Source organism: Methylobacterium sp. P5_C11 (genome assembly GCF_054049775.1).
This window is the reverse complement of sequence record NZ_JBFULS010000054.1, coordinates 22,414-41,126: the sequence shown is the minus strand read 5'-3', so window position 1 is coordinate 41,126 and position 18,713 is coordinate 22,414. Positions and strand designations below refer to the sequence as shown.

Genomic DNA, 18,713 nt, shown 5'->3' with positions numbered 1-18,713 from the left:
CCAGCGTTCGCTCTGAGCCAGGATCAAACTCTCACGTTGAAGAGATTGATCTGGCCGATCACATATATTCTCAGACGGAGCCTCACATCGACCAAGCACCCAACGCTTCACAGCGCCAAATACCCGTCGGTGAGCTCAGAAAGAAAACAACAGATCGGCACAAGTCTCTCACGCCAGGCCATAAGACCCAGCCGCAAGGACAAACGCCGCCCGCGTCTCCCTTCCTCAATCATAACTTGTCAAAGATCAGTAATCACTTTCGTAATTACCTTTAGAGGAGAAGTCAAGTACCTCGGCTTTCGCCAGATCTACTTTTCTAAACCTCTGGAAGTCCGTCCGACCCGCCCGGTTTTTCTTCCGGACCGCGTCGGGAGGCGCCGTATAGGCCGCCCCAGATTTCCTGTCAACCGACCTTTTCCCGGCGAATGAACCGAACCGGTCGAGCCGGTATCCGGTGCCATCCGCCGAAAAAGCACAGCGTCGGGCGGCCCAGGGGGCTTCCTCTGCGGTGTTGGACGATGGACGCTCCATCCTGTGCCGAACGTCGGGTTTGAGCCTGTGCTCAAGCCCGGCAGCGTCCCGACCCGAAGGTCGATGCTGGCCGGCGGTCATGATGGAAGTTCCGGAGGACGGCGTGGCCGTCGGTTCCGATGGCGGTGATGTAGTCGGCCCCGCCGCGATGCGCAAGGGGCCGGGTGGCGCACGTGCCGCGGCCGGGTCGCGCATGCATCCGGGCGCCGTCCTGCGGACCCTGGCCTGGAGGCCCGCTCGCGCATGCGGGCGAACGGTCATGGCACAGGATCATCCGGCGCCCAGCTTGCGTCGGGCGCGCGACTTGCCAACCCGCCGCTCCATCTCAGCATTGCAGGAGGGACAGACGATGCCGCGTCACCACGAGATTCCCGCCATCCCGGACACCATGGTGCTCGGCACCTTCGACGCCGCGCGGCCGCCCGTGCTGACGATCGCGTCCGGCGACACCGTCACCCTGCACGCGCATCCGGCGGGCGGCCGCGAATCATTGCACCCCGATCCGGCCCGGGTGCCGCCCGACCTGCTGCACGCCCTCGACACGCTGGAGCGCGGCCTGGGACCGCATTTCGTCACCGGGCCTGTCCACGTGGAGGGTGCCCGGCCCGGCGACCTGCTGCAGGTCGACATCTTGGACCTGACGTTCCGCCTCGACTGGGGCTTCGTGTCGATCCTGCCGCTGCTCGGCACCCTGCCGGACGAATTCACTGACTACGAGACCGTCCATGCCGACATCGACACCGCCCGGGGCGTCTGCCGCCTGCCCTGGGGGACGGAGCTGCCCCTCGATCCGTTCTTCGGCATCCTGGGCACCGCTCCGCCGGCCGCCTGGGGCCGCGTCGGCACGTCGATCCCGCGGGCCTTCGGCGGCAACATGGACAACAAGGAACTGAAGGTCGGCACCACCCTGTACCTGCCGGTCTTCAACCCCGGCGGCGGCTTCTACGCGGGCGACGGCCACGGCGTGCAGGGCGACGGCGAGGTCTGCATCACCGCGCTGGAAACAGGCCTGAGCGGCACCTTCCGGCTGACGGCGCGCCCGGATCTCCAGGGCACTTGGCCCTACGCCGAAACCGCCACCGACCTGATGAGCCTCGGCCTCCACGAGAGCTTGGACGAGGCCATGCGGCAGGCGGTCCGCGAGATGATCCGCCTCATCTGCGCCCGCACGCGCCTCACTCGCAACCAAGCCTACATGCTGTGCTCCCTGGCCGGGAACCTGCGGATCACCCAGACCGTGGACGGCAACAAGGGCGTTCACATGCTGCTGCCGAAGAGCGCCCTGATAAGCGCCTGACCGCGCCGGTCCGCTCCCGCCACCCGGGATGGGCGCTGCCGATGGCCTGCCCGTCCCGGTCAACACAGCGCTATCGGGCGCTTAACTTAGATCAAGATCGTATTTTCAGGATACTTAAACGCTGGATTAGCATCTCCCGGCGTATTGAGACCTCGTATTCCTGCTGCGCCTCGCACGGCAGCCCATTCCAAGGCCACCTGGCATGTGCCCGGATCTCCAGCCAGCCGCCCTGTCGAACCGCGCGGCGGCGCACGCGATTCCGGCGATGCAGGGCGTCACGCGAGATCCCCTGCTCCCCTATCTCGATGCGGTCCGGCAGGGACTTCTGATGATCGACCGCGCGGGGACGGTGATCGCCGCGAACGCCCCGGCACGGCATCTTCTGGCCGACGTGGCGGTCTCGCTGCGGGCGAACGCGGCCGCGATACCCTTGCTACGCGCCCTGCGGAGCGACACCGCGCCACCGCGGCGCACGCTCCTGCGCACCCTGCGTCGGTCCCTGGCGCGGCGGCAGCCGGCGATGTTCGAGCTGCGGCACCGGGACCATACGGTCCAGGCGGAACTCCATCCCCTCGCGGATGGGGGCTGGGTCGTGACCCTCGAGGACGTCAGCACCCGCAAGGCCACCGAGGCCCGGGCCGACGCGATGGCGCGGCTGGATCCCCTCACCGGCCTGCCCAACCGGCTGCTCCTGCGGGAGCGCCTCGCCGAGGCCCTGGCCCGCCTCGCGCGCACCGGCGAGGCCTGCGCCCTGCTGCTGATCGATCTCGACCGGTTCAAGCCGGTCAACGACACGCTCGGCCACCCGATCGGGGACGCATTGCTGGAGACCGTGGCCGACCGCCTGCGCTCCACCGTGCGCCCGACCGACACGGTGGCCCGGATCGGCGGCGACGAGTTCGTCATCCTGCAGACGGGGATCCGCGACGCGGCGGGCACGCAGGCGCTCGCCCGCCGCGTCGTCGATCTGATCGGCCGGACCTACATGGTGGAAGGCCATCTCCTGACGATCGGCGCCAGCGTCGGCGTGGCGCTGGCGCCGGAGGACGGGGCCGACGCCGACAGGCTCCTGAAGAACGCCGACCTCGCCCTCTACCGGGCCAAGCTCGACGGCCGCGGCACCTATCGGTTCTTCGAGCCCGAGATGGATGCGCGCATGCAGGCGCGCCGGAAACTCGAACTCGACATGCGCCAAGCGCTGGCCCGCCGGGAATTCCAGCTGCACTATCAGCCGCAGCTGCAGCTCGCGACCGGCCGGTTGATCGGCTGCGAGGCCCTGATCCGGTGGCGGCATCCCGAGCGCGGCTTGGTCTCGCCCCTCGACTTCATCCCGCTGGCTGAGGAGATCGGCCTGATCGTCCCGATCGGCGAATGGGTGATCCGGCAGGCCTGCCGCGACGCCATGACCTGGCCGGACCCGATGTCGGTGGCGGTGAACGTCTCCCCGGCGCAGTTCAAGAGCGACCGGCTCGTGGAGACGATCATCTCGGCGCTGGCGGGCTCCGGCCTGTCGGCGCGGCGGCTGGAGGTGGAGATCACCGAGGGCGTGCTGCTGCAGGAGAACGACAAGACGCTCCAGACCCTGCACCGGCTGCGGGAACTCGGGGTGCGCGTCTCGATGGACGATTTCGGGACCGGCTACTCGTCGCTCAGCTACCTGCGCTCGTTCCCGTTCGACAAGATCAAGATCGACCGCTCCTTCGTGAACGACCTGACCAGCAAGCCCGACGGCGAAGCGATCATCCGGGCCATCGCGGGCCTCGGCAAGAGCCTGGGCATGACCACGGTGGCCGAAGGTGTCGAGACGGCCGAGCAGCTGCAGCGCATCCGCCTGGAGGGCTGCACCGACGTCCAGGGTTACCTGATCAGCAAACCCGTCCCCGCCGAGGACCTGCGCCAGGTCTTCGCCGGCTTCCCGCAGGCCCGACCCTCTTCCCTCCCGGACGCATTGCCATGAGCGACCTGTACCGTCTCGTCTATGCCAGCAAGAACCTGCTCCAGGGACCGGAGCCGGAAGTGATGGCCGCCATTCGGCAGATCCTGGATGCGTCTCAGCGGAACAACACGGCGGTCGGGGTGACCGGCGCCCTGATGTTCAACGGGGGCGCCTTCGCGCAGGTGCTCGAGGGCCCGCGGCGGGGAGTCGAGGCGACGTTCGAGCGGATCCAGCGCGACCTGCGGCACAGCGACGTCACCGTCCTCCAATGCGGCCCCGCGGAGAGCCGCGGCTTCGCGAACTGGTCGATGGCGTTCGTCGGCCAGTCGGACGGCGGGAAGGCCCGCTTCAGCGGCCTCGCGAGGGAGAGCGGGTTCGACCTCGCGCGCCTCGACGGCGACCGGGTCTTCGCCATGCTGCACGGACTCGTTCTCGAAGAGGAGGGTGTCTCGGCCCCGCAGACCGTCCCCCAGGAAGCCGTCCTCCTCGAGGCCGTCTCCCTGGAAACCGCGCCCGAAACGCGCGCGGTTGCCGGGCTCGACGTCGCGCAGGTGCGGGCGGAGATCGCGCAGCTGCGACCCGAGACGGCCCCTCAGGCCACCGCGAGCCCGAAGCGGCCTGCCGGGGCTCGGGGCGCGACCGAGGCGGCCCTCAGCGTGCTCAAGGCGGCGCTGGCGAGCGAGCGGCAGCGTACGACCGAGCTGCGGGCGGAGATCGACGCCCTGCGCGTCACCCTGGCCGCCTCCGAGGATCGGATCGAGGCCCTGCGCGACGCGCGGGACCTCTGGGCCGGGCGGGCGGGCCTGCTCGCCCGCGCCATGGCTCAGGAAGCCGACGGCGTGCGCGACTCCATCGAGGCCGAGACGGACGGCCCGTCCCCGTCGGCGAAACGCGAGTCCCGCGCGGCCTGAATCCTGCGCGACGCGTCGACCGTTTCGAAGCGGCGCAACGCGCCGGTCCGATCGCAGGATGAGCCGGCGCACGGCCCTTCGGCGCGCTGACGGCCAGGCTCCGGCCGACCGCAGGTTGGTGAAGACCGATCGTTCTCTTGAAAGTCTGATACGTTCTCCATAAAGAACGATCGCCGGGTCTGGGTTCGGCCGACCGGGCGGTCCGTGCGTGGAGGAAGAGTCGATGTCAGAGGGATTTGCGGCCCGCACCGTGGCGGCGGCCAACGGCGTGGCCCAGGACTCCGCCTTCGGGGCGGTCATCGCGCCGATCCACCTGTCCACGACCTTCAAATTTCCGGCCTTCGAGCAGGCCGGCCCCTACGACTATTCCCGCCTCGGCAACCCGACGCGCGACGCCCTGGCCGACACGATCGCCAAGCTCGAGGGCGGCGCCCGGGCCGTCATGGTGGCGAGCGGCATGGCGGCCATCGACCTCGCCCTCTCGAGCCTGCGGCCGGGCGACCTCCTGGTCGCCCCGCACGATTGCTACGGCGGGACCCACCGTCTGCTGAGCTTCCGCAGCGCCCGCGGCCATTACCGCGTGGCCTTCGTCGATCAGACGGACCCGGACGCCCTGGCGGCGGCGCTGGCCGAGGGGCCGAAGGTCGTGCTGATCGAGACGCCGAGCAATCCGCTGATGCGCGTGGTGGACGTCCGACGGATCACCGCGGATGCGAAGGCCGCGGGGGCGCTGGCCGTGGTCGACAACACCTTCCTGTCGCCCGCCCTCCAGCGGCCGATCACCCTCGGGGCCGATCTCGTCGTCCACTCCACCACCAAGTTCCTCAACGGCCATTCCGACGTGATCGGCGGGGCCGTGATCGCCGCCGACGCGGCCGTGGGGGAGGACCTCGCCGCCTGGGCGAACACGATCGGCGTCACCGGCTCGCCCCTCGATGCCTACCTGACGCTCCGGGGCCTGCGCACCCTGTTCGTGCGGGTGGAGCAGCAGCAGCGCAACGCCGCCGCCCTGGCCGCCTTCCTGGATGCGCATCCGGCCGTGGCCCGCGTGCACTATCCGGGCCTGACCACGCATCCGGGACACGCCCTGGCCCAGTCCCAGCAGGCGGGATTCGGCGCCATGCTGAGCTTCGAGCTGGCCGGCGGGCGGGCGGCGGTGAAGACCTTCGTGGAAGCCCTGCGGGTGTTCACGCTGGCCGAGTCGCTGGGAGGCGTCGAGAGCCTGGTGGCCCATCCGCCGACCATGACGCACGCCGCGATGGATCCGGAGGCACGGGCGATCGCGGGCATCACCGACGGGCTGCTGCGCCTGTCGGTGGGACTGGAGGCCGAGGCCGACCTGCTCGCCGACCTGTCGCGGGCGCTCGGGGCGCTGGGCGGCTGAGCCGGCGGCTCACGCCTCCTCGACCACGCTGAACCCGGACTCGTCCTCGACCACGCGGAAGCGGGCGAGCTGGTGGGTCCGGGAGCGCTCGGCCGCCTCGTCGCGGCACTTGTCGACATGGACGGCGCGGTTGACCACCTGGAGGTTCGGCGCGCCCCAGTAGCCGAGCAGGTCCGGCCAGGGCGCCTCGCGATGCTCCCGCCAGACCCGGTAGAGCGGCAGGGCATGGTCGACCTCGGCCGTCCGCATCAGGCGCTTGCCGGAGGTGGCGCAGCGATGCCGCTGGCGGAGCTTCAGCGCCCGGACCTGGGCGTGCGGGGCGATCCAGAACTTCCAGGCGGCGACACAGGCGGCGTGCCAGCCGGCCCTGGCGTTGGGCACGCCCCGCTCCCAGAGATCCCGGTGCCAGCCGAACCGGTAGACCGGCTGGCCGCAGATGCAACAGGTCCCCCGCCCCCGGGCGAAGGCCGGATCACGATAGGGCGCGGGCGGCATCCGGAAGCTTCCGGCGCGCCCCTCCGCGCCGAGCTGCCAGGTCCAGCCCTCCGGGGTCCCCGAGCGGGCCGCCAGGGCGCGGGCCAGCCGGTCGGCGCGGAGGATGTGGCTGCGCCAGTAGCTCTCGACGGCGAGTCGCGGCGTCGGCGGGATCAGGGGGCGGGCCAGGGCGTGGCGGAGGACGGGCGTCGGGAAGACCGGCGGCAGGGCGCGCTCCAGCCGCGCCTGGGCCTGCACGTTTCGGAGGGTGCGCCAGCTCGATGTCGTCATGTCAGGCCGGTGGTAACCCGCGGCGCGGCGCGCGGCGACGGCGCCGCTGCAACAGAGGGCCGATCCCGGACCCGGTCGCGCGATTGGATCGCCATCCGTCGGGCTGCCGAGCCTCCGAAGCCCGCGGCGGGAACGTAGTGGTCCGCGTTCCGCTCATGGTTAAGGCGATGTTTCCCGTGAAACATCGTCCCGTCCGAGCGGAGGGCGCGCGGGGTTGTCGAAGCATCCGGAGCTGGCGGCAGGTCACGGTGCCTCACGATCCCCGAGGCTCCGGGACGCGCTGGCGGCGGGACCTGTATGGCGCAGGCGGAGGTCGCGGTGCGCCCACTCCGGCAGAGCCTGTCTGTTCGCGCGGTCGACGAGGCGCCGCCCGGTCGTCACGACCGCGCCGTTGAGGATGCGGACCTCGAAGCCGCCTGTTGCCAGGGCTGCACGCCCCGCCTTAGACGAGCCGGGCGCACGTTTCTCCGCCACCCCTTTCCGTTTGCAGAGGCAGCTTCCGCCGTGATCACCGGTCCGTGCCTCATCGTCCAGCCGATCCACGCGGCGGGCCTCGAAAGGTTGCGCGCAGCCGGGCTGGAGCCGCGCCCGGCGAGCGGGACCGATCCCGAGACGCTGGCGCGCGAGGTCGCCGACTGCGTCGCCGTCATCACCCGCAACACCGGCTTCCCGGCCCGCGCCATCGCGGCGGCGCCGGCCCTGCGGGTGATCGGCGTGCACGGCACGGGCACAGACCACGTCGCCACCGCCGAGGCGACCGAGGCCGGGATCGTGGTGGTCAACACGCCCGGCGCCAACGCCGTCTCGGTGGCCGAGCAGACGCTGGCGCTGATCTTCGCCCTGGCCAAGGCCCTGCCGGAGGCCGACCGCTCGGTCCGGGCCGGCGACGACAGCTTCAAGTTCACCGCCCGCTTGGTCGAGCTCGCCGGCCTGACGCTGGGCCTCGTCGGCTTCGGGGCGATCGGGCAGGCGACCGCCCGGCTCGGCGCCGCCCTGGGCCTGCGGGTGCTGGCCTACGGGCCGAGCCGGCCCGACGCGGACTTCGCCAATGTCGGCGCCCTGCGGGCCGCCTCGGTCGACGCGCTCCTGGGCGAAGCCGACATCGTCTCCCTGCATGTGCCGCTGACCCCGGCCACCCGTGGCCTGATCGGCCGGGACCAGCTCACGCGGATGAAGCGGGAGGCCTTCCTGATCAACACCAGCCGCGGCGGCCTGATCGACGAGGCGGCCCTGGTGGAGGCGCTGGAAGCCGGCACGATCGCGGGCGCCGGGCTCGACGTCTTCGCCCAGGAGCCGCTGCCGGTCGATCACCCCCTCGCCCGCCAGCCCCGGGCGATCCTGACGCCCCATGTCGGCGGCTCCACCGGGGCGGCCCTGATCCGCACCGCCGAGACCGCCGCGACCCGCGTGGTCGATGTCCTCGCCGGCCGGCGGCCGGGCGGGCTGGTCAACCCGGCCGTCTGGGAGCAGCGGCGCGGGGTGTGAGGCCGGTCGCGCGTTGCCCGCGGCGGGCCTCCAGCCCCGCCACGCACCCTGAGGTGTGAAACCGTGTCAGGTCGATCGCTTCGGTGCCTCCGTCGTTGCGAGCGGAGCGAAGCAATCCAGTGTCGCGCCACGCTGACCGAGGTCGCGCTGCCCTGGGTCGCTTCGCTACGCTCGCGATGACCGAGAGGGCTGGATCGACCGGAGCGTTCAACCGGAAATCGTGAGCGTGGGACGCCGCGCTCCCGCGCTCCCGCCCGGATCACGGTGTTTCGTCCGGACCGAGACCGCTCGCCGCGCGCCGTGTCATGCAATCGTCGCAGACGGGCCGGAAAGCCACCCGCTGCATCCGAGGCCAGAGAGGGCTCCATGGACTTTCACCGTCGCTTCACGGTCCTGATGTGCGCCCCGGCCTTCGACCCAGACGATCTCGAGGGCGCGCGCGTCAACCAGATCGTGGCAGCCGTGGAGCAGCGCGGCTTCGAGGTGGTGCGCGCCCGGCGCGTCGAGGACGCGGCCATCGCGGTCCAGACCGACGCGGCGGTCGGCTGCCTCGTCGTCGACTGGGGCAAGCGCGGCCTCGACGGCAAGGCCGCAGCCCTCATCGACATGATGCGCCGGCGCGGCCTGGAGATGCCGATCGTCATCATGGTCCGCCGCAAGCGGCTGGAGGACATCCCGGTCGAGCTCCTCGACTTCATCGACGGCTACATCTTCCTCGCCGAGGAGACGCCGGAATTCATCGCCCGCGGCCTCGTCAGCCGGGTCACGCAGTACGCCGAGACCCTCAAGACACCGTTCTTCGGCGCGCTCGTCGACTACGCCGAGAAGGGCAACCAGCTCTGGACCTGCCCGGGCCACAACGGCGGGATCTTTTATAACCGATCCCCCATCGGACGGATCTTCGTCGAGCATCTGGGCGAGGCGATCTTCCGCGACGACCTCGACAACTCGGTCCTCGACCTCGGCGACCTGCTGACCCACGAGGGTCCGGCGCTGAAGGCCCAGAAGGAGGCCGCCAAGATCTTCGGGGCGGAGAAGACCTACTTCGTCCTCAACGGCACCTCCGCCTCCAACAAGATCGTCCTGTCCTCCCTGGTGGCCGAGGACGACCTCGTCCTGTTCGACCGCAACAACCACAAGGCGGCCCATCACGGCGCCCTGTTCCTGGGCGGCGGCATCCCGATCTTCCTGGAGACCGACCGCAACGCCTACGGGCTGATCGGGCCGATGTACCACGAGGCCCTGGATGAGGCCCGGATCCGGGAAAAAATCCGCCGGAACCCGCTGGTGACCGATCCGGAGGCGTGGCGACGGGAGCGGCCGTTCCGGGTCGCGGTGATCGAGCAATGCACCTACGACGGCACGATCTACGACGCCCAGACGATCCTGGAGAAGATCGGCCACCTCTGCGACTACATCCTGTTCGACGAGGCCTGGGCGGGCTTCATGAAGTTCCACCCGCTCTACGCGCGGCGCTTCGCCATGGGGCTCACCGGCCTCGACGAGACCTCGCCCGGCATCGTCGCCACGCAATCGACCCACAAGCAGCTCGCGAGCTTCTCCCAGGCCTCACAGATCCACACCCGGGACGGGCATATCCGCGGCCAGACCCGGCGGGTCGAGCACAAGCGCCTCAATGAGAGCTTCCTCGTCCACGCCTCGACCTCGCCGTTCTACCCGCTCTTCGCCTCCCTCGATGTCGGCGCCCAGATGATGAAGGGGCGCTCGGGCATGATCCTGTGGGACGACACGATCCGGCTCGGGATCGAGTGGCGCAAGAAGGTCCGGGCGATCCGGCGGGAATTCGAGGAGCGCGAGGGCGATCCGGCCCGGCGCTGGTTCTTCGACCCCTTCGTGCCGGACGTGACGGTGAACGCCGACGGCGCCGAGGTGCCCTGGGAGAGCGTGCCCACCGACGAACTGGCCGCCACGCCGCGCCACTGGGAGCTGAAGCCGGGCGCCCGCTGGCACGGCTTCACCCACGTGGCGCCGGGCTACGCCATCACCGACCCGAACAAGCTCACCGTGCTGACCCCCGGCTTCGACCGGCACACGGGAGCCTACGCCCAGCACGGCGTGCCGGCGCCGATCGTGGCGCAATACCTGCGTGAGAACCGGATCGTCGCCGAGAAGAACGACCTCAACTCGCTGCTCTTCCTGCTGACCCCGGGGGTCGAATCCTCCAAGGCCGGCACGCTGATCTCGGGCCTCGTCGCCTTCAAGCGGCTCCACGACGACAACGTCCCGCTGGAGGAGGCCATGCCGGAATTCGTCAACCGCCGGCCGAACCGCTACCGGGGCGTGCGCCTGCGCGACCTCTGCGGCGAACTTCACGCCTTCCACCGGGAGGCCGGCACCTCGGCGCTGCAGCGGCGCCAGTTCGCGCCGGAACACCTGCCCGAGATGGTGATGCCGCCCAAGCGCGCCGCCCAGCTGCTGACCCGCAACAAGGTCGACTACGTGCCGATCGCCGAGGCCGAGGGGCGCATCGCCACCACGCTGATGCTGGTCTATCCGCCGGGCATCGGCACGGTGCTGCCGGGCGAGCGCCTAGACGACCGGGCGAAGCCCATGCTCGACTATTTCAAGATGTTCGAGGCCTCGGCCAACCTGTTCCCGGGCTTCGAGGCCGAGATCCAGGGCGTCTACCGCGAGGTCGATCCGGACGGGCGGATCCGCTTCCACACCTACGTGGCGCGGGAGGGGGCCTGATGGAGATCGAGGTCGAGACGATCGAGCCCCTCGCGACCCGTTCCTGCCCCGACATCGTGATCCGCGCCTCCTCGGACGCCGATGTCGAGGCGATGGTGGCGATCTATGAGCACCATATCGGCAAGGGCGTGACCGATGTCAGCGTCGCCGAGGAGGACCGGCTGCTCCCCGACGACCTGAAGCGGCGGCGCAAGACCATGCGCAAGAAGCGCCTGCCGCACCTCGTGGCCGACCGGGACGGCGCGGTGGCGGGCTATGCCTACGCGGTGCCGTTCCGGAAGCGCCCGGCCTACCGCTACACCCTCAAGCACTCGATCTACGTGCATCCCGACCACCTCCATGCCGGGATCGGCCGGCGGCTGCTGCCGGCCCTGATCGAGGCCTGCGCGGCGGGCGGCTACCGCCAGATGATCGGCTACATCGACGCCGAGAACGCGGCCTCGCTGCGTCTCCACGAGGCCTGCGGGTTCGAGCGGGTCGGCTACCTGCGGGCGGTGGGCTTCAAGTACGGCCACTGGTCGGACAGCGTCATGGTCCAGCGGGCGCTGGGAACCGGGTCGGAGGACCGGCCGGGGTAGCGGGCCGGGACCGGGCCGCCGTCGTTGCGAGCGCAGCGAAGCAATCCAGTAGCGCCACACTTACGGAGGGCGCGCTGCCCTGGGTCGCTTCGCTGCGCTCGCGATGACGGAGCGGGTGACGCCGGTCGAAGGACTCGTCCGGAACCGGTATCAGTGGCCGGCCGCCGGCCGCGCCGCCGCGACGAGGTCGACCTCGACGCCGACATCGAGCGCCACCCACTGGCCCGAGGCCCACGCCCCCTGCCCGACGCCGAACTCGGTGCGGACGAGGCCGACCCGCCCGGTAGCATGCGCCGTGCCGCCGTCGAGGGTCAGGTGGAACGGCAGCGTCACCGGCAGCCTCGTGCCGCGGATCGTCAGCGTCCCGATCGCCGTGTAGTCGCCCTGCCCCTTGTCGACGAAGCGGGTCGCCTCGAAGCGCGCCTCGCGCGCCGCCTTGACGTCGAACCAGTCCTTCTGCGGCAGGGCCTCGTCGCGCTGGACGTCCCCCGTCCGCGCGCTGGCGAGGTCGACCAGCACGAGGGCGTGGCCCGCCTCGGGTTTGGCGGGATCGAAATCCACACTGGCCTTGAACCGCTCGAACCGCCCGGTGAACGGGACGCCGACCTGCACGCCGGAGAACCGGATGGCGCTCTTGGCCGGATCGACCGCCCACTCGGCCGCGGAGGCCGGCAGCGCCGCGCCCAGAAGCGCGCTCTGGAGCGCCGCGAGCAGGCAGAGGTGACGCGCGGTCATTGGGTCGGCTCTACGGTTGGGGCATGCAACGGCCGACGCCCCGGCAGCATGCGGCGCAGCACGTCGTCGCGCAGGAGGAGGTGGTGGCGCAGGGCCGCCGCCACGTGGACCGCAAGCAGCGCCGCCAGGACCCACGCCACCAGGGCGTGGACCCGCTTCAGGATACCCTCGGCGGCGGCCGGGTCGGGGACGAGGGCCGCCAGCGGCAGGTGCGGCCAGGGCACGAACCCGTACAGCACGGTCGGGATGTTGAACGGCGACAGCGACACCACGGCCCAGCCGGTCAGGGGCAGCCCGACGAGCAGCAGGTACAGCAGGTGATGCGCCGCCGCGGCCGCCCGGCGCTCCCGCGCGGGCATCCCAGCCGGATGCGGCGGCGGCCGGCGGGTCAGGCGCCAGAGGACGCGCAGGGCCGTCAGCGCCAGCACGGTGACGCCGACCGACTTGTGCCACTGGTAGAGCTGGAACTGGCGCAGCGGCGCCAGGGCCGCGTGCGTCATGGTCAGCCCGAGGCCGATCAGGACGAGCACGGCCAGCGCGCTCGCCCAGTGCAGCAGGATCGCCACGGCGGAGTACCGCCGCGCGGAAACCGCGGTCGCCATGGCGGATCCTCTCGGGTCAGTCCTGCTTCTCGAAGGCGCCCGCGATCGTGAGGTGCAGCTCGTCGCCGATCAGCGGCACGTAGGTCTTCACCCCGAACTCGGAGCGCTTGAGCGTGCCGGTGGCCTCGAAGCCGACCGTGTATTTCTTGCTCAGCGGATTCACGCCGGCGCCCACCAGGGTGACGTCGAGGGTCACCGCCTTGGTCACGCCGTGGAGCGTCAGGTCGCCCGTCACCTTTGCGTGGTCCTTGCCGGCCGGCGTGACCTTGGTGGACACGAAGGTCATGTCGGGGAACTTGGCGGCGTCGAGCCACTGGTCGCCCTTGAGCTCGTCGGTGAGCTTGGCGCTGGTGGTCGTCACCGAGGCGACCGGGATCTTCACCGAGAGCTTGGCGGAAGCCGGGGTCTTCGGCTGCAGCTCCAGCGTGCCGGACACGTCCGAGAAGCCGCCGGCGTAGTTCGAGAAGCCCATATGGGAGACCCGCCAGCCGACCTGGGTGTGTCCGGGATCGACCGCGTAGGTGCCGGACTGGATCTGGGCCGGATCGCGGGTCGGCGGGGTCTGGGCCAGGACTGGGGTGGCGACCAGCAGGGCCAGCAGGCCGGTGGCGAGAATCGACTTCAAGGGTGTCTCCTGCAGAGCAGACGGCCGAGCGCGATTCGCTGCGCCGCAGCAGCCCTGTAGACCCGTTCACGGCGCCGATTGAGCCTGCTATCCGGAACCCCATGGTTGCGAGAACGGAAACCTTCCGGGGCGGACTCGACGACGTGCGCGCCTTCTGCACCGTAGTCGACCTCGGCACGGTGACGGCCGCCGCCGCGAGCCTGCGGGAGACCAAGGGCAGCGTCAGCCGGCGGATCTCCCGCCTGGAACAGGCGCTGGGCGCACGGTTGATGGCGCGGACCTCGCGGGCGGTTTCGCCGACCGCCGAGGGCCTCGCCTTCTACGCCAAGGCCCAGGAAAGCCTGACGCTCCTCGACGAGGCGGCCGAAACCGCCCGCGACGCCCGCACGGTGCCGGCCGGGCACCTGCGGATCACGACCTCGATCGATTTCGGGGTCGAGGTGATGCCCGAGATCGTGGCGAGCTTCCGGACTGCCTACCCGCAGATCACCGTGGATATGCTGAACACCGATGCGCGCCTGGACCTTGCGGCCAACCGGATCGACCTTGCCTTGCGGCTCGGCGGCGCGGAGGAAACCGGCTACCGGGCGCTGGTCCTGGCGACCCTGGCGGTCGGTCTCTACGCTGCGCCCGCCTACCTGTTGCGTCGCCCGGCCCCCAGCAACCTCGCCGACCTGCACGACCACGATCTGATCCTCGCCCGAGAGCGGTTCGGCACGGCGGGGCTGCCGCTGACCGACGGGCAGGGCCGCACCGAATCCCTGGTCCTGAGCCCCGCGATCCGGGTCAGCGACTTCGCCACCGCGCATCGCCTGACCCTGGCGGGGGCCGGGATCGGCCATCTCCCGAGCCTCGTCGCCGCCCGCGCCGTGAAGGCCGGCGACATCGTGCGGGTGCTCAGCCCCTGGGCGACCCGCGGCGCGCACCTGCGCGCCGTCACCCTGGCCGGGCGCGAGTTGCCGGCACGGGTCCAGGTTTTCCGAGAACACGTCCGCACCGCCCTGGCATCAGGCGAATACCAGCAAATAAACCCGGATCTTGAAGGATGATACAAATATAATGCAATATTTATTGGTCGTCTCTAAGATATTCAGATAAATCTTGATCCTGAAAGCAGGGGTCCATTCAGCGGTTCTGCGCGGGATGCGCTCCAGCGGCCGCCCTGTCATCGCTCCACACCGATGGGGACGAATCGGTTTGGTTCCGGACGCCCATCATGCCCCCTTGCAGCGGGTGCCTGCGTCCCCTTTTCGCCGTCGGAATCCTGAGCCTGCCGGCACGAGCGTCGCTCTGAAGAGGGCTCGGGCCTCGCTGCCCGACGCGACCCGGATCGTCCTGCAGCAGGGTCGCCGCTACATGCCCACGGACCTGTATCTGCACCGCGCCGACACGAACGCCCTGCACGGCCGCGACCCGCGCCTGGCCCATCACGCCTTCGAAGCGGACCGGTTCTCGGTTCGATGCCGGGTCTCAGAAGCCGGGTGCCGAGGAACGCCTCACCCTTGCCGAGCCGGGCGATTTCGTCCTCCGGTGCGAGCTTCACCCGACGATGAAGCTCACCCTCCCCGTCGAATCGGATCCAGGGGCGGAATCAGCCGTCGCGGCCGAAACCGAGACCGCGGATGATATCACCGATCGGATCGATCTTCCCGGACTCGGAGGCGCGGGCCGACGGCGGAGCCGAGGCGGCGACGGGGGCTCGATCAGACTGCGCGGTGCGGACGATCGTGGCGTGACGGAGCCGGGCGACCCGATGCGTCCCACGGTCCGCGGCCCGGGCGCGATGGAACGCCGCGGCCTTGCGGGACGGTTCGACCGGGCGCGCCATTTCGGCGGGCAGCGCCGGAGCCGGCACCGCGGCCGGGGGGACCACGGCGGCGATCCGCGTGGCGGTGAGCGCGGCCAGCGCCCCGGTGGTCTCCGTGGCGGCGAGCCGGGCCGGCGGATCGGTCCAGGCAGCCGGTTCGGCGGCGGCCATGACCGGCCGCGCGGGACGTGTCTGCACCTCGTAATTGCCTGGATGCAGAATATGCGCAGCCACCACCAGCCCGAATACGGCAACGGCAGTGGTACCGAGGGTGGAGCGATAGTGTTCCATGGCGGAAAAACGTACCGCCAAGCTCCCGGTTCCGCTTGATCGCGACGTTCCCAAACGCCGGTTCGGCGCAAACAAAAAAGGCCACTCCCGAAGGAGCGGCCCGAAGTCTAGGGAGGAAACGCCCAAGAAGGGCAGCGGGATCGCGACGCCATCGCCATCCCGCAATGCAGAGATAGGATACCGCAGTGCGGCAGGCAACGGACTGGACGCCCGGAAGCCATGCATAAGTGACCCGGTCAAACCGCTGAGCCATGCGCAAAAGACACGATCTTTTGCGCTTGCTGCGAGTGAGGCGCCGCCGGACGCGCGGCATCCTTTTATGCGGACGTGAAAGCCGGCAGGGTCTCTGCCCGGGCCGGGCGATTCCAGATCCGGGACGGTTCCGTGGCGCTGGCCGGGCAGCAGGTCCCATCGTCGGCAAGAGCGTCTTCAGGTCCCCCTGGAGCGGCCGTCCTGGCCGATCAGCCGCTCGATCTCGGCCTCCGCGACGGTACGCGCCGCGTGCTCGGAGCTGTGCGGGCGGTACGAACCACGGACCAGCTTGCCGCGGTCGCGGATCGCCCAGGTGAAGCGGCCGGGATCGTGCCGGCTCGGCCTGACCTCGACCGTGTAGAGATGCCCGCCCGTCGCACCCATGCTGGAAATGTGCGGAAGCCTCTCGCGTCGGGACAGGGGGTGCGACGGTGCGCGGCAGCCCCAGCCGCCGGAGCCGTTCCCCCGCGTTACCGCGCCGGGACTCCGGACCGGGACCGGCCCTCGGACCCAGCCCCCTCATCCAGAGTTGCCAGAGCGCAGCGGAGGACTCGAAGGAGCCTCCAGCCGGTCGCACGATCCCTGGAGCCCACCTTCGAGGCCCGCTGGCGCGTTCACATCAGGATGAGGGGGCTGGTTGGAACGCAGCGGCGGCCGCATCGTCGATCCTCACCCCGCGGTCGCGAACCTTGGAACCCGGTCGCAACCCGCGCGGGACCGGCCCTAGCGCGCCGGCCGCCTCCGGCCCGGGGCCGGTCCGCGCGGTCCGGAGCCGCCCTCCGCCCGTTCGGCGCTCCGGCCCCGAATCGGGCTCTCGGCCCGGCCTTCGGCCACGCCCTCGATCCCTCCCTCGGTCCGGGTCCCAAGCCAGACCACATGCTTCGGGCCGCTGCCCCGGCCGCTCGCGTGGATGCGCAGCTCGTCGACCGCGAAGCCGGAGCGCTGCAGCCGGCTCTTGAACTTCCGGTCCGGCGCGCCCGACCAGACGCCCAGGATGCCGCCCGGCCGCAGCGCCCACCGGGCGCGCTTGAGGCCCCAATTGTCGTAGAGGCGGTCGTTCGCCTTGCGCATGAGCCCCTCCGGGCCGTTGTCGACGTCGAGCAGGATCGCGTCGTAGCGCTCCGGGCCGGCCTGGATCAGGCGGTTGACGTCGGCCTCCTGGAGGTCGACCCGCGGATCGTCCAGGCAGCCGGCGAAGACGTGGGCCAGCGGCCCGCGCGCCCAGGCGACCACCGCCGGCACCAGCTCGGCCACCACCACCCGCGCCTCGGCGCCGAGATTGTCGAGCGCGGCCCGCAGGGTGAAGCCCATGCCGAGGCCGCCGATCAGGATCCGGGCGCGCGGCCGGTCCTGGAGCCGCGCGCAGGTCATCGCCGCGAGCGCCACCTCCGAGCCGCTGCGCCGGTTGTTCATCAGCTCGATCGTGTCGGCGAGGATCGCGAACTCGTCGCCGCGCCGCATCAGCCGCAGGTCGGTGCCGCCGCCCGGCACGGAGCCGGTATCGAGATGAACCCAGGGTACCACGCGCGCGTCCTCGTTTGCCGGCGCCCGTCCCGGACGGGCGCGCGGAGGGATCGCGGCGGGAGCGAGGCGGCGCGCGGGCTCGGCAGTGCGCCCCGCGCAACCCCCCGCCCGACGCCGCACCTTGCCGCGACCGATTCCGGCGGCGTATCAGCACCTATGGCCAAGCGCATCAAGTCGAGACCGCAGGAGCGGGGCTCCGTTCTGTTCGATATCGTCTTCACGGACGGCTCACGGGCCTCGAACCGGCGCGTGCCGGCCGAGATCCTCGGCGGCCTGGACGGCGACGAGCCGGCCCGGCAGCTGATCGCCGAGCAGGAGGAGGAGATCGCCCAGAAGGCCGGACGGCCCGGCCGGGCGATCGAGAGCATGACGCGCTCGCCCGTCATCAAGCCGAAGCCGATCGTCTGACCCGAGGGGTCACGCGCTCTCGGCCAGCCGGCGCGCCACCTCGTCGCGGAGCGCCTCGTTCATCGCGGTCAACCGGGCCTGCAGGCGCGTCCTCAGCCACGGGAACAGGCCGGGCGCGAGCAGGCCCGCGACAGTCTGCGCCTGGACGAGGCGGACGCCCTCGGCGGTCTCGATGATCTGGACATCGTGGTCGGCGATGAGCAGGGGCGGCATCGCGACGCCGCCGCGCCACGTCAGCCGCCGGCCGGGCTCCCAGCAGGTCACCGTCACGGGCACCGCGCGGTAGGCGCGGCCGTTCAGGGTCCGCTCCAGGCGCCAGCGCGCACCCTCGCGCCGGCGCCCCGTCGCCGTGCGGATATAGGGGTTCCACGCGGGGTAGGATTCCAGATCCGTCAGCACGGACCAGACCATCCCGGCCCGCGCGGGGATCGCGATCTCCGCGCTGCAGATCCTGCCGCCCGTCATGAATCCCTCCCGGCGATCCGGCGCCCGTTCGCGCCTGTCGTGCCCCCGCCTTCGAGAACGCGCATCGGCCGCCCGGCGGTTCAGACCGCGCCTTCGACCACCTCCAGCGCCCGCAGGATGGCGAAGCCGATCCGCTCGGCCTCGGCCTCCGCCTCGGCGGGGAGCAGCGCCACGGTCTCGACACCCGGCTCGCCCTCGGGGCCGACCACGATCCGGATGACGTCGCCCTCGGCCGCCGAGGGATCCCGGATCAGGCCGACCCGGTGGCCGGCCCCCGTGCCGACGACGCTCAGGGGCGCCTGCACGAGGTCGGGCTCCGGGTCCGGTGCGGGAGTGCGGGGCACGCCGAAGGCGGGGCGGATGACGTTGTCGTCGGACATGCGGAACCCAGTCTCCGTTGGTCGG

Annotated in this window: 18 protein-coding genes; 9 read left to right on the top strand and 9 right to left on the bottom strand. The window is 70.9% G+C overall.

The features are described from left to right. Positions 1 to 880 precede the first annotated feature (880 nt). From ACXJKQ_RS22450 to metB, 4 genes are all read left to right on the top strand, one after another. On the top strand, positions 881 to 1,828 hold the full coding sequence (locus tag ACXJKQ_RS22450) for an acetamidase/formamidase family protein (protein WP_457107909.1): 948 nt from the start codon (positions 881 to 883) through the stop codon (positions 1,826 to 1,828). Between the two features lie 202 nt (positions 1,829 to 2,030). Continuing rightward, the gene (locus ACXJKQ_RS22445) at positions 2,031 to 3,785 is read left to right on the top strand and encodes a putative bifunctional diguanylate cyclase/phosphodiesterase (protein ID WP_457107908.1); all 1,755 of its coding nucleotides are present in this window, start codon (positions 2,031 to 2,033) and stop codon (positions 3,783 to 3,785) included. Then, a complete protein-coding gene (locus ACXJKQ_RS22440; RefSeq protein ID WP_457107907.1) occupies positions 3,782 to 4,675 on the top strand; it encodes a BLUF domain-containing protein in 894 nt (297 codons plus the stop codon). Before ACXJKQ_RS22445 ends, ACXJKQ_RS22440 begins: the two co-directional genes overlap by 4 nt. Positions 4,676 to 4,898: 223 nt before the next feature. Next, entirely contained in the window at positions 4,899 to 6,059 is a 1,161-nt protein-coding gene (gene metB / locus ACXJKQ_RS22435; protein ID WP_457107906.1) for a cystathionine gamma-synthase, read from the top strand. Between the two features lie 9 nt (positions 6,060 to 6,068). Here metB and ACXJKQ_RS22430 read toward each other — a convergent pair whose 3' ends face one another. Then, a complete protein-coding gene (locus ACXJKQ_RS22430) occupies positions 6,069 to 6,824 on the bottom strand; it encodes a hypothetical protein (protein ID WP_457107905.1) in 756 nt (251 codons plus the stop codon). Positions 6,825 to 7,328: 504 nt separating this feature from the next. Between ACXJKQ_RS22430 and ACXJKQ_RS22425 the strand changes: the two genes are divergently transcribed. The 3 genes from ACXJKQ_RS22425 to ACXJKQ_RS22415 all read left to right on the top strand — a co-directional run bounded on the left by ACXJKQ_RS22425 (position 7,329) and on the right by ACXJKQ_RS22415 (position 11,599). After that, a complete protein-coding gene (locus ACXJKQ_RS22425; protein WP_457107904.1) occupies positions 7,329 to 8,309 on the top strand; it encodes a hydroxyacid dehydrogenase in 981 nt (326 codons plus the stop codon). Between the two features lie 366 nt (positions 8,310 to 8,675). Further along, positions 8,676 to 11,021, top strand: a complete 2,346-nt coding sequence (locus ACXJKQ_RS22420) for an Orn/Lys/Arg family decarboxylase (RefSeq protein ID WP_457107903.1) — start codon at positions 8,676 to 8,678, stop codon at positions 11,019 to 11,021. Beyond that, positions 11,021 to 11,599 carry an N-acetyltransferase family protein gene (locus ACXJKQ_RS22415; RefSeq protein WP_457107902.1) on the top strand — a complete coding sequence of 193 codons (579 nt, stop codon included), beginning with the start codon at positions 11,021 to 11,023 and terminating at the stop codon, positions 11,597 to 11,599. Before ACXJKQ_RS22420 ends, ACXJKQ_RS22415 begins: the two co-directional genes overlap by 1 nt. A gap of 150 nt (positions 11,600 to 11,749) precedes the next feature. Here ACXJKQ_RS22415 and ACXJKQ_RS22410 read toward each other — a convergent pair whose 3' ends face one another. The 3 genes from ACXJKQ_RS22410 to ACXJKQ_RS22400 are packed head-to-tail and all read right to left on the bottom strand — an operon-like array spanning position 11,750 to position 13,561. Beyond that, on the bottom strand, positions 11,750 to 12,334 hold the full coding sequence (locus ACXJKQ_RS22410; RefSeq protein WP_457107901.1) for a YceI family protein: 585 nt from the start codon (positions 12,332 to 12,334) through the stop codon (positions 11,750 to 11,752). Then, complete coding sequence (locus tag ACXJKQ_RS22405; RefSeq protein ID WP_457107900.1) at positions 12,331 to 12,936, bottom strand: cytochrome b; 606 nt, start codon at positions 12,934 to 12,936, stop codon at positions 12,331 to 12,333. Before ACXJKQ_RS22405 ends, ACXJKQ_RS22410 begins: the two co-directional genes overlap by 4 nt. A gap of 16 nt (positions 12,937 to 12,952) precedes the next feature. Continuing rightward, complete coding sequence (locus ACXJKQ_RS22400; RefSeq protein ID WP_457107899.1) at positions 12,953 to 13,561, bottom strand: YceI family protein; 609 nt, start codon at positions 13,559 to 13,561, stop codon at positions 12,953 to 12,955. Positions 13,562 to 13,662: 101 nt separating this feature from the next. On the opposite strand from ACXJKQ_RS22400, the gene ACXJKQ_RS22395 reads away from it, so the two are divergent. After that, the gene (locus tag ACXJKQ_RS22395; protein WP_457107898.1) at positions 13,663 to 14,610 is read left to right on the top strand and encodes a LysR substrate-binding domain-containing protein; all 948 of its coding nucleotides are present in this window, start codon (positions 13,663 to 13,665) and stop codon (positions 14,608 to 14,610) included. A gap of 542 nt (positions 14,611 to 15,152) precedes the next feature. Here ACXJKQ_RS22395 and ACXJKQ_RS22390 read toward each other — a convergent pair. From ACXJKQ_RS22390 to ACXJKQ_RS22380, 3 genes are all read right to left on the bottom strand, one after another. After that, a complete protein-coding gene (locus tag ACXJKQ_RS22390) occupies positions 15,153 to 15,566 on the bottom strand; it encodes a hypothetical protein (protein ID WP_457107897.1) in 414 nt (137 codons plus the stop codon). Positions 15,567 to 16,088: 522 nt separating this feature from the next. Continuing rightward, positions 16,089 to 16,295 (bottom strand): hypothetical protein, encoded by a 207-nt coding sequence (locus ACXJKQ_RS22385; protein WP_457107896.1) that lies wholly within the window; start codon positions 16,293 to 16,295, stop codon positions 16,089 to 16,091. A 339-nt stretch (positions 16,296 to 16,634) separates the two neighbouring features. Then, entirely contained in the window at positions 16,635 to 17,435 is an 801-nt protein-coding gene (locus ACXJKQ_RS22380) for a spermidine synthase (protein ID WP_457107895.1), read from the bottom strand. A gap of 156 nt (positions 17,436 to 17,591) precedes the next feature. Here ACXJKQ_RS22380 and ACXJKQ_RS22375 point away from each other — a divergent pair, with 156 nt between their 5' ends. Continuing rightward, entirely contained in the window at positions 17,592 to 17,843 is a 252-nt protein-coding gene (locus ACXJKQ_RS22375) for a hypothetical protein (RefSeq protein ID WP_457107894.1), read from the top strand. Positions 17,844 to 17,852: 9 nt separating this feature from the next. On the opposite strand, the gene ACXJKQ_RS22370 is transcribed toward ACXJKQ_RS22375, so the two are convergent. Beyond that, positions 17,853 to 18,308: an SRPBCC family protein gene (locus ACXJKQ_RS22370; RefSeq protein WP_457107893.1), complete on the bottom strand. Its 456-nt coding sequence runs from the start codon at positions 18,306 to 18,308 to the stop codon at positions 17,853 to 17,855. 80 nt (positions 18,309 to 18,388) lie between these two features. Continuing rightward, positions 18,389 to 18,688, bottom strand: coding sequence for a hypothetical protein (locus ACXJKQ_RS22365; RefSeq protein WP_457107892.1), 300 nt, complete (start codon positions 18,686 to 18,688; stop codon positions 18,389 to 18,391). Positions 18,689 to 18,713 lie beyond the last annotated feature (25 nt).

Excerpts from the sequence above, each read along its gene's own strand:
- ACXJKQ_RS22450 (WP_457107909.1), top strand. The coding sequence starts at position 881 with ATGCCGCGTCACCACGAGATTCCCGCCATCCCGGACACCATGGTGCTC.
- ACXJKQ_RS22445 (WP_457107908.1), top strand. The coding sequence starts at position 2,031 with ATGTGCCCGGATCTCCAGCCAGCCGCCCTGTCGAACCGCGCGGCGGCG.
- ACXJKQ_RS22440 (WP_457107907.1), top strand. The coding sequence starts at position 3,782 with ATGAGCGACCTGTACCGTCTCGTCTATGCCAGCAAGAACCTGCTCCAG.
- metB (WP_457107906.1), top strand. The coding sequence starts at position 4,899 with ATGTCAGAGGGATTTGCGGCCCGCACCGTGGCGGCGGCCAACGGCGTG.
- ACXJKQ_RS22430 (WP_457107905.1), bottom strand. The coding sequence starts at position 6,824 with ATGACGACATCGAGCTGGCGCACCCTCCGAAACGTGCAGGCCCAGGCG.
- ACXJKQ_RS22420 (WP_457107903.1), top strand. The coding sequence starts at position 8,676 with ATGGACTTTCACCGTCGCTTCACGGTCCTGATGTGCGCCCCGGCCTTC.
- ACXJKQ_RS22415 (WP_457107902.1), top strand. The coding sequence starts at position 11,021 with ATGGAGATCGAGGTCGAGACGATCGAGCCCCTCGCGACCCGTTCCTGC.
- ACXJKQ_RS22410 (WP_457107901.1), bottom strand. The coding sequence starts at position 12,334 with ATGACCGCGCGTCACCTCTGCCTGCTCGCGGCGCTCCAGAGCGCGCTT.
- ACXJKQ_RS22405 (WP_457107900.1), bottom strand. The coding sequence starts at position 12,936 with ATGGCGACCGCGGTTTCCGCGCGGCGGTACTCCGCCGTGGCGATCCTG.
- ACXJKQ_RS22395 (WP_457107898.1), top strand. The coding sequence starts at position 13,663 with ATGGTTGCGAGAACGGAAACCTTCCGGGGCGGACTCGACGACGTGCGC.
- ACXJKQ_RS22385 (WP_457107896.1), bottom strand. The coding sequence starts at position 16,295 with ATGGGTGCGACGGGCGGGCATCTCTACACGGTCGAGGTCAGGCCGAGC.
- ACXJKQ_RS22375 (WP_457107894.1), top strand. The coding sequence starts at position 17,592 with ATGGCCAAGCGCATCAAGTCGAGACCGCAGGAGCGGGGCTCCGTTCTG.
- ACXJKQ_RS22370 (WP_457107893.1), bottom strand. The coding sequence starts at position 18,308 with ATGACGGGCGGCAGGATCTGCAGCGCGGAGATCGCGATCCCCGCGCGG.
- ACXJKQ_RS22365 (WP_457107892.1), bottom strand. The coding sequence starts at position 18,688 with ATGTCCGACGACAACGTCATCCGCCCCGCCTTCGGCGTGCCCCGCACT.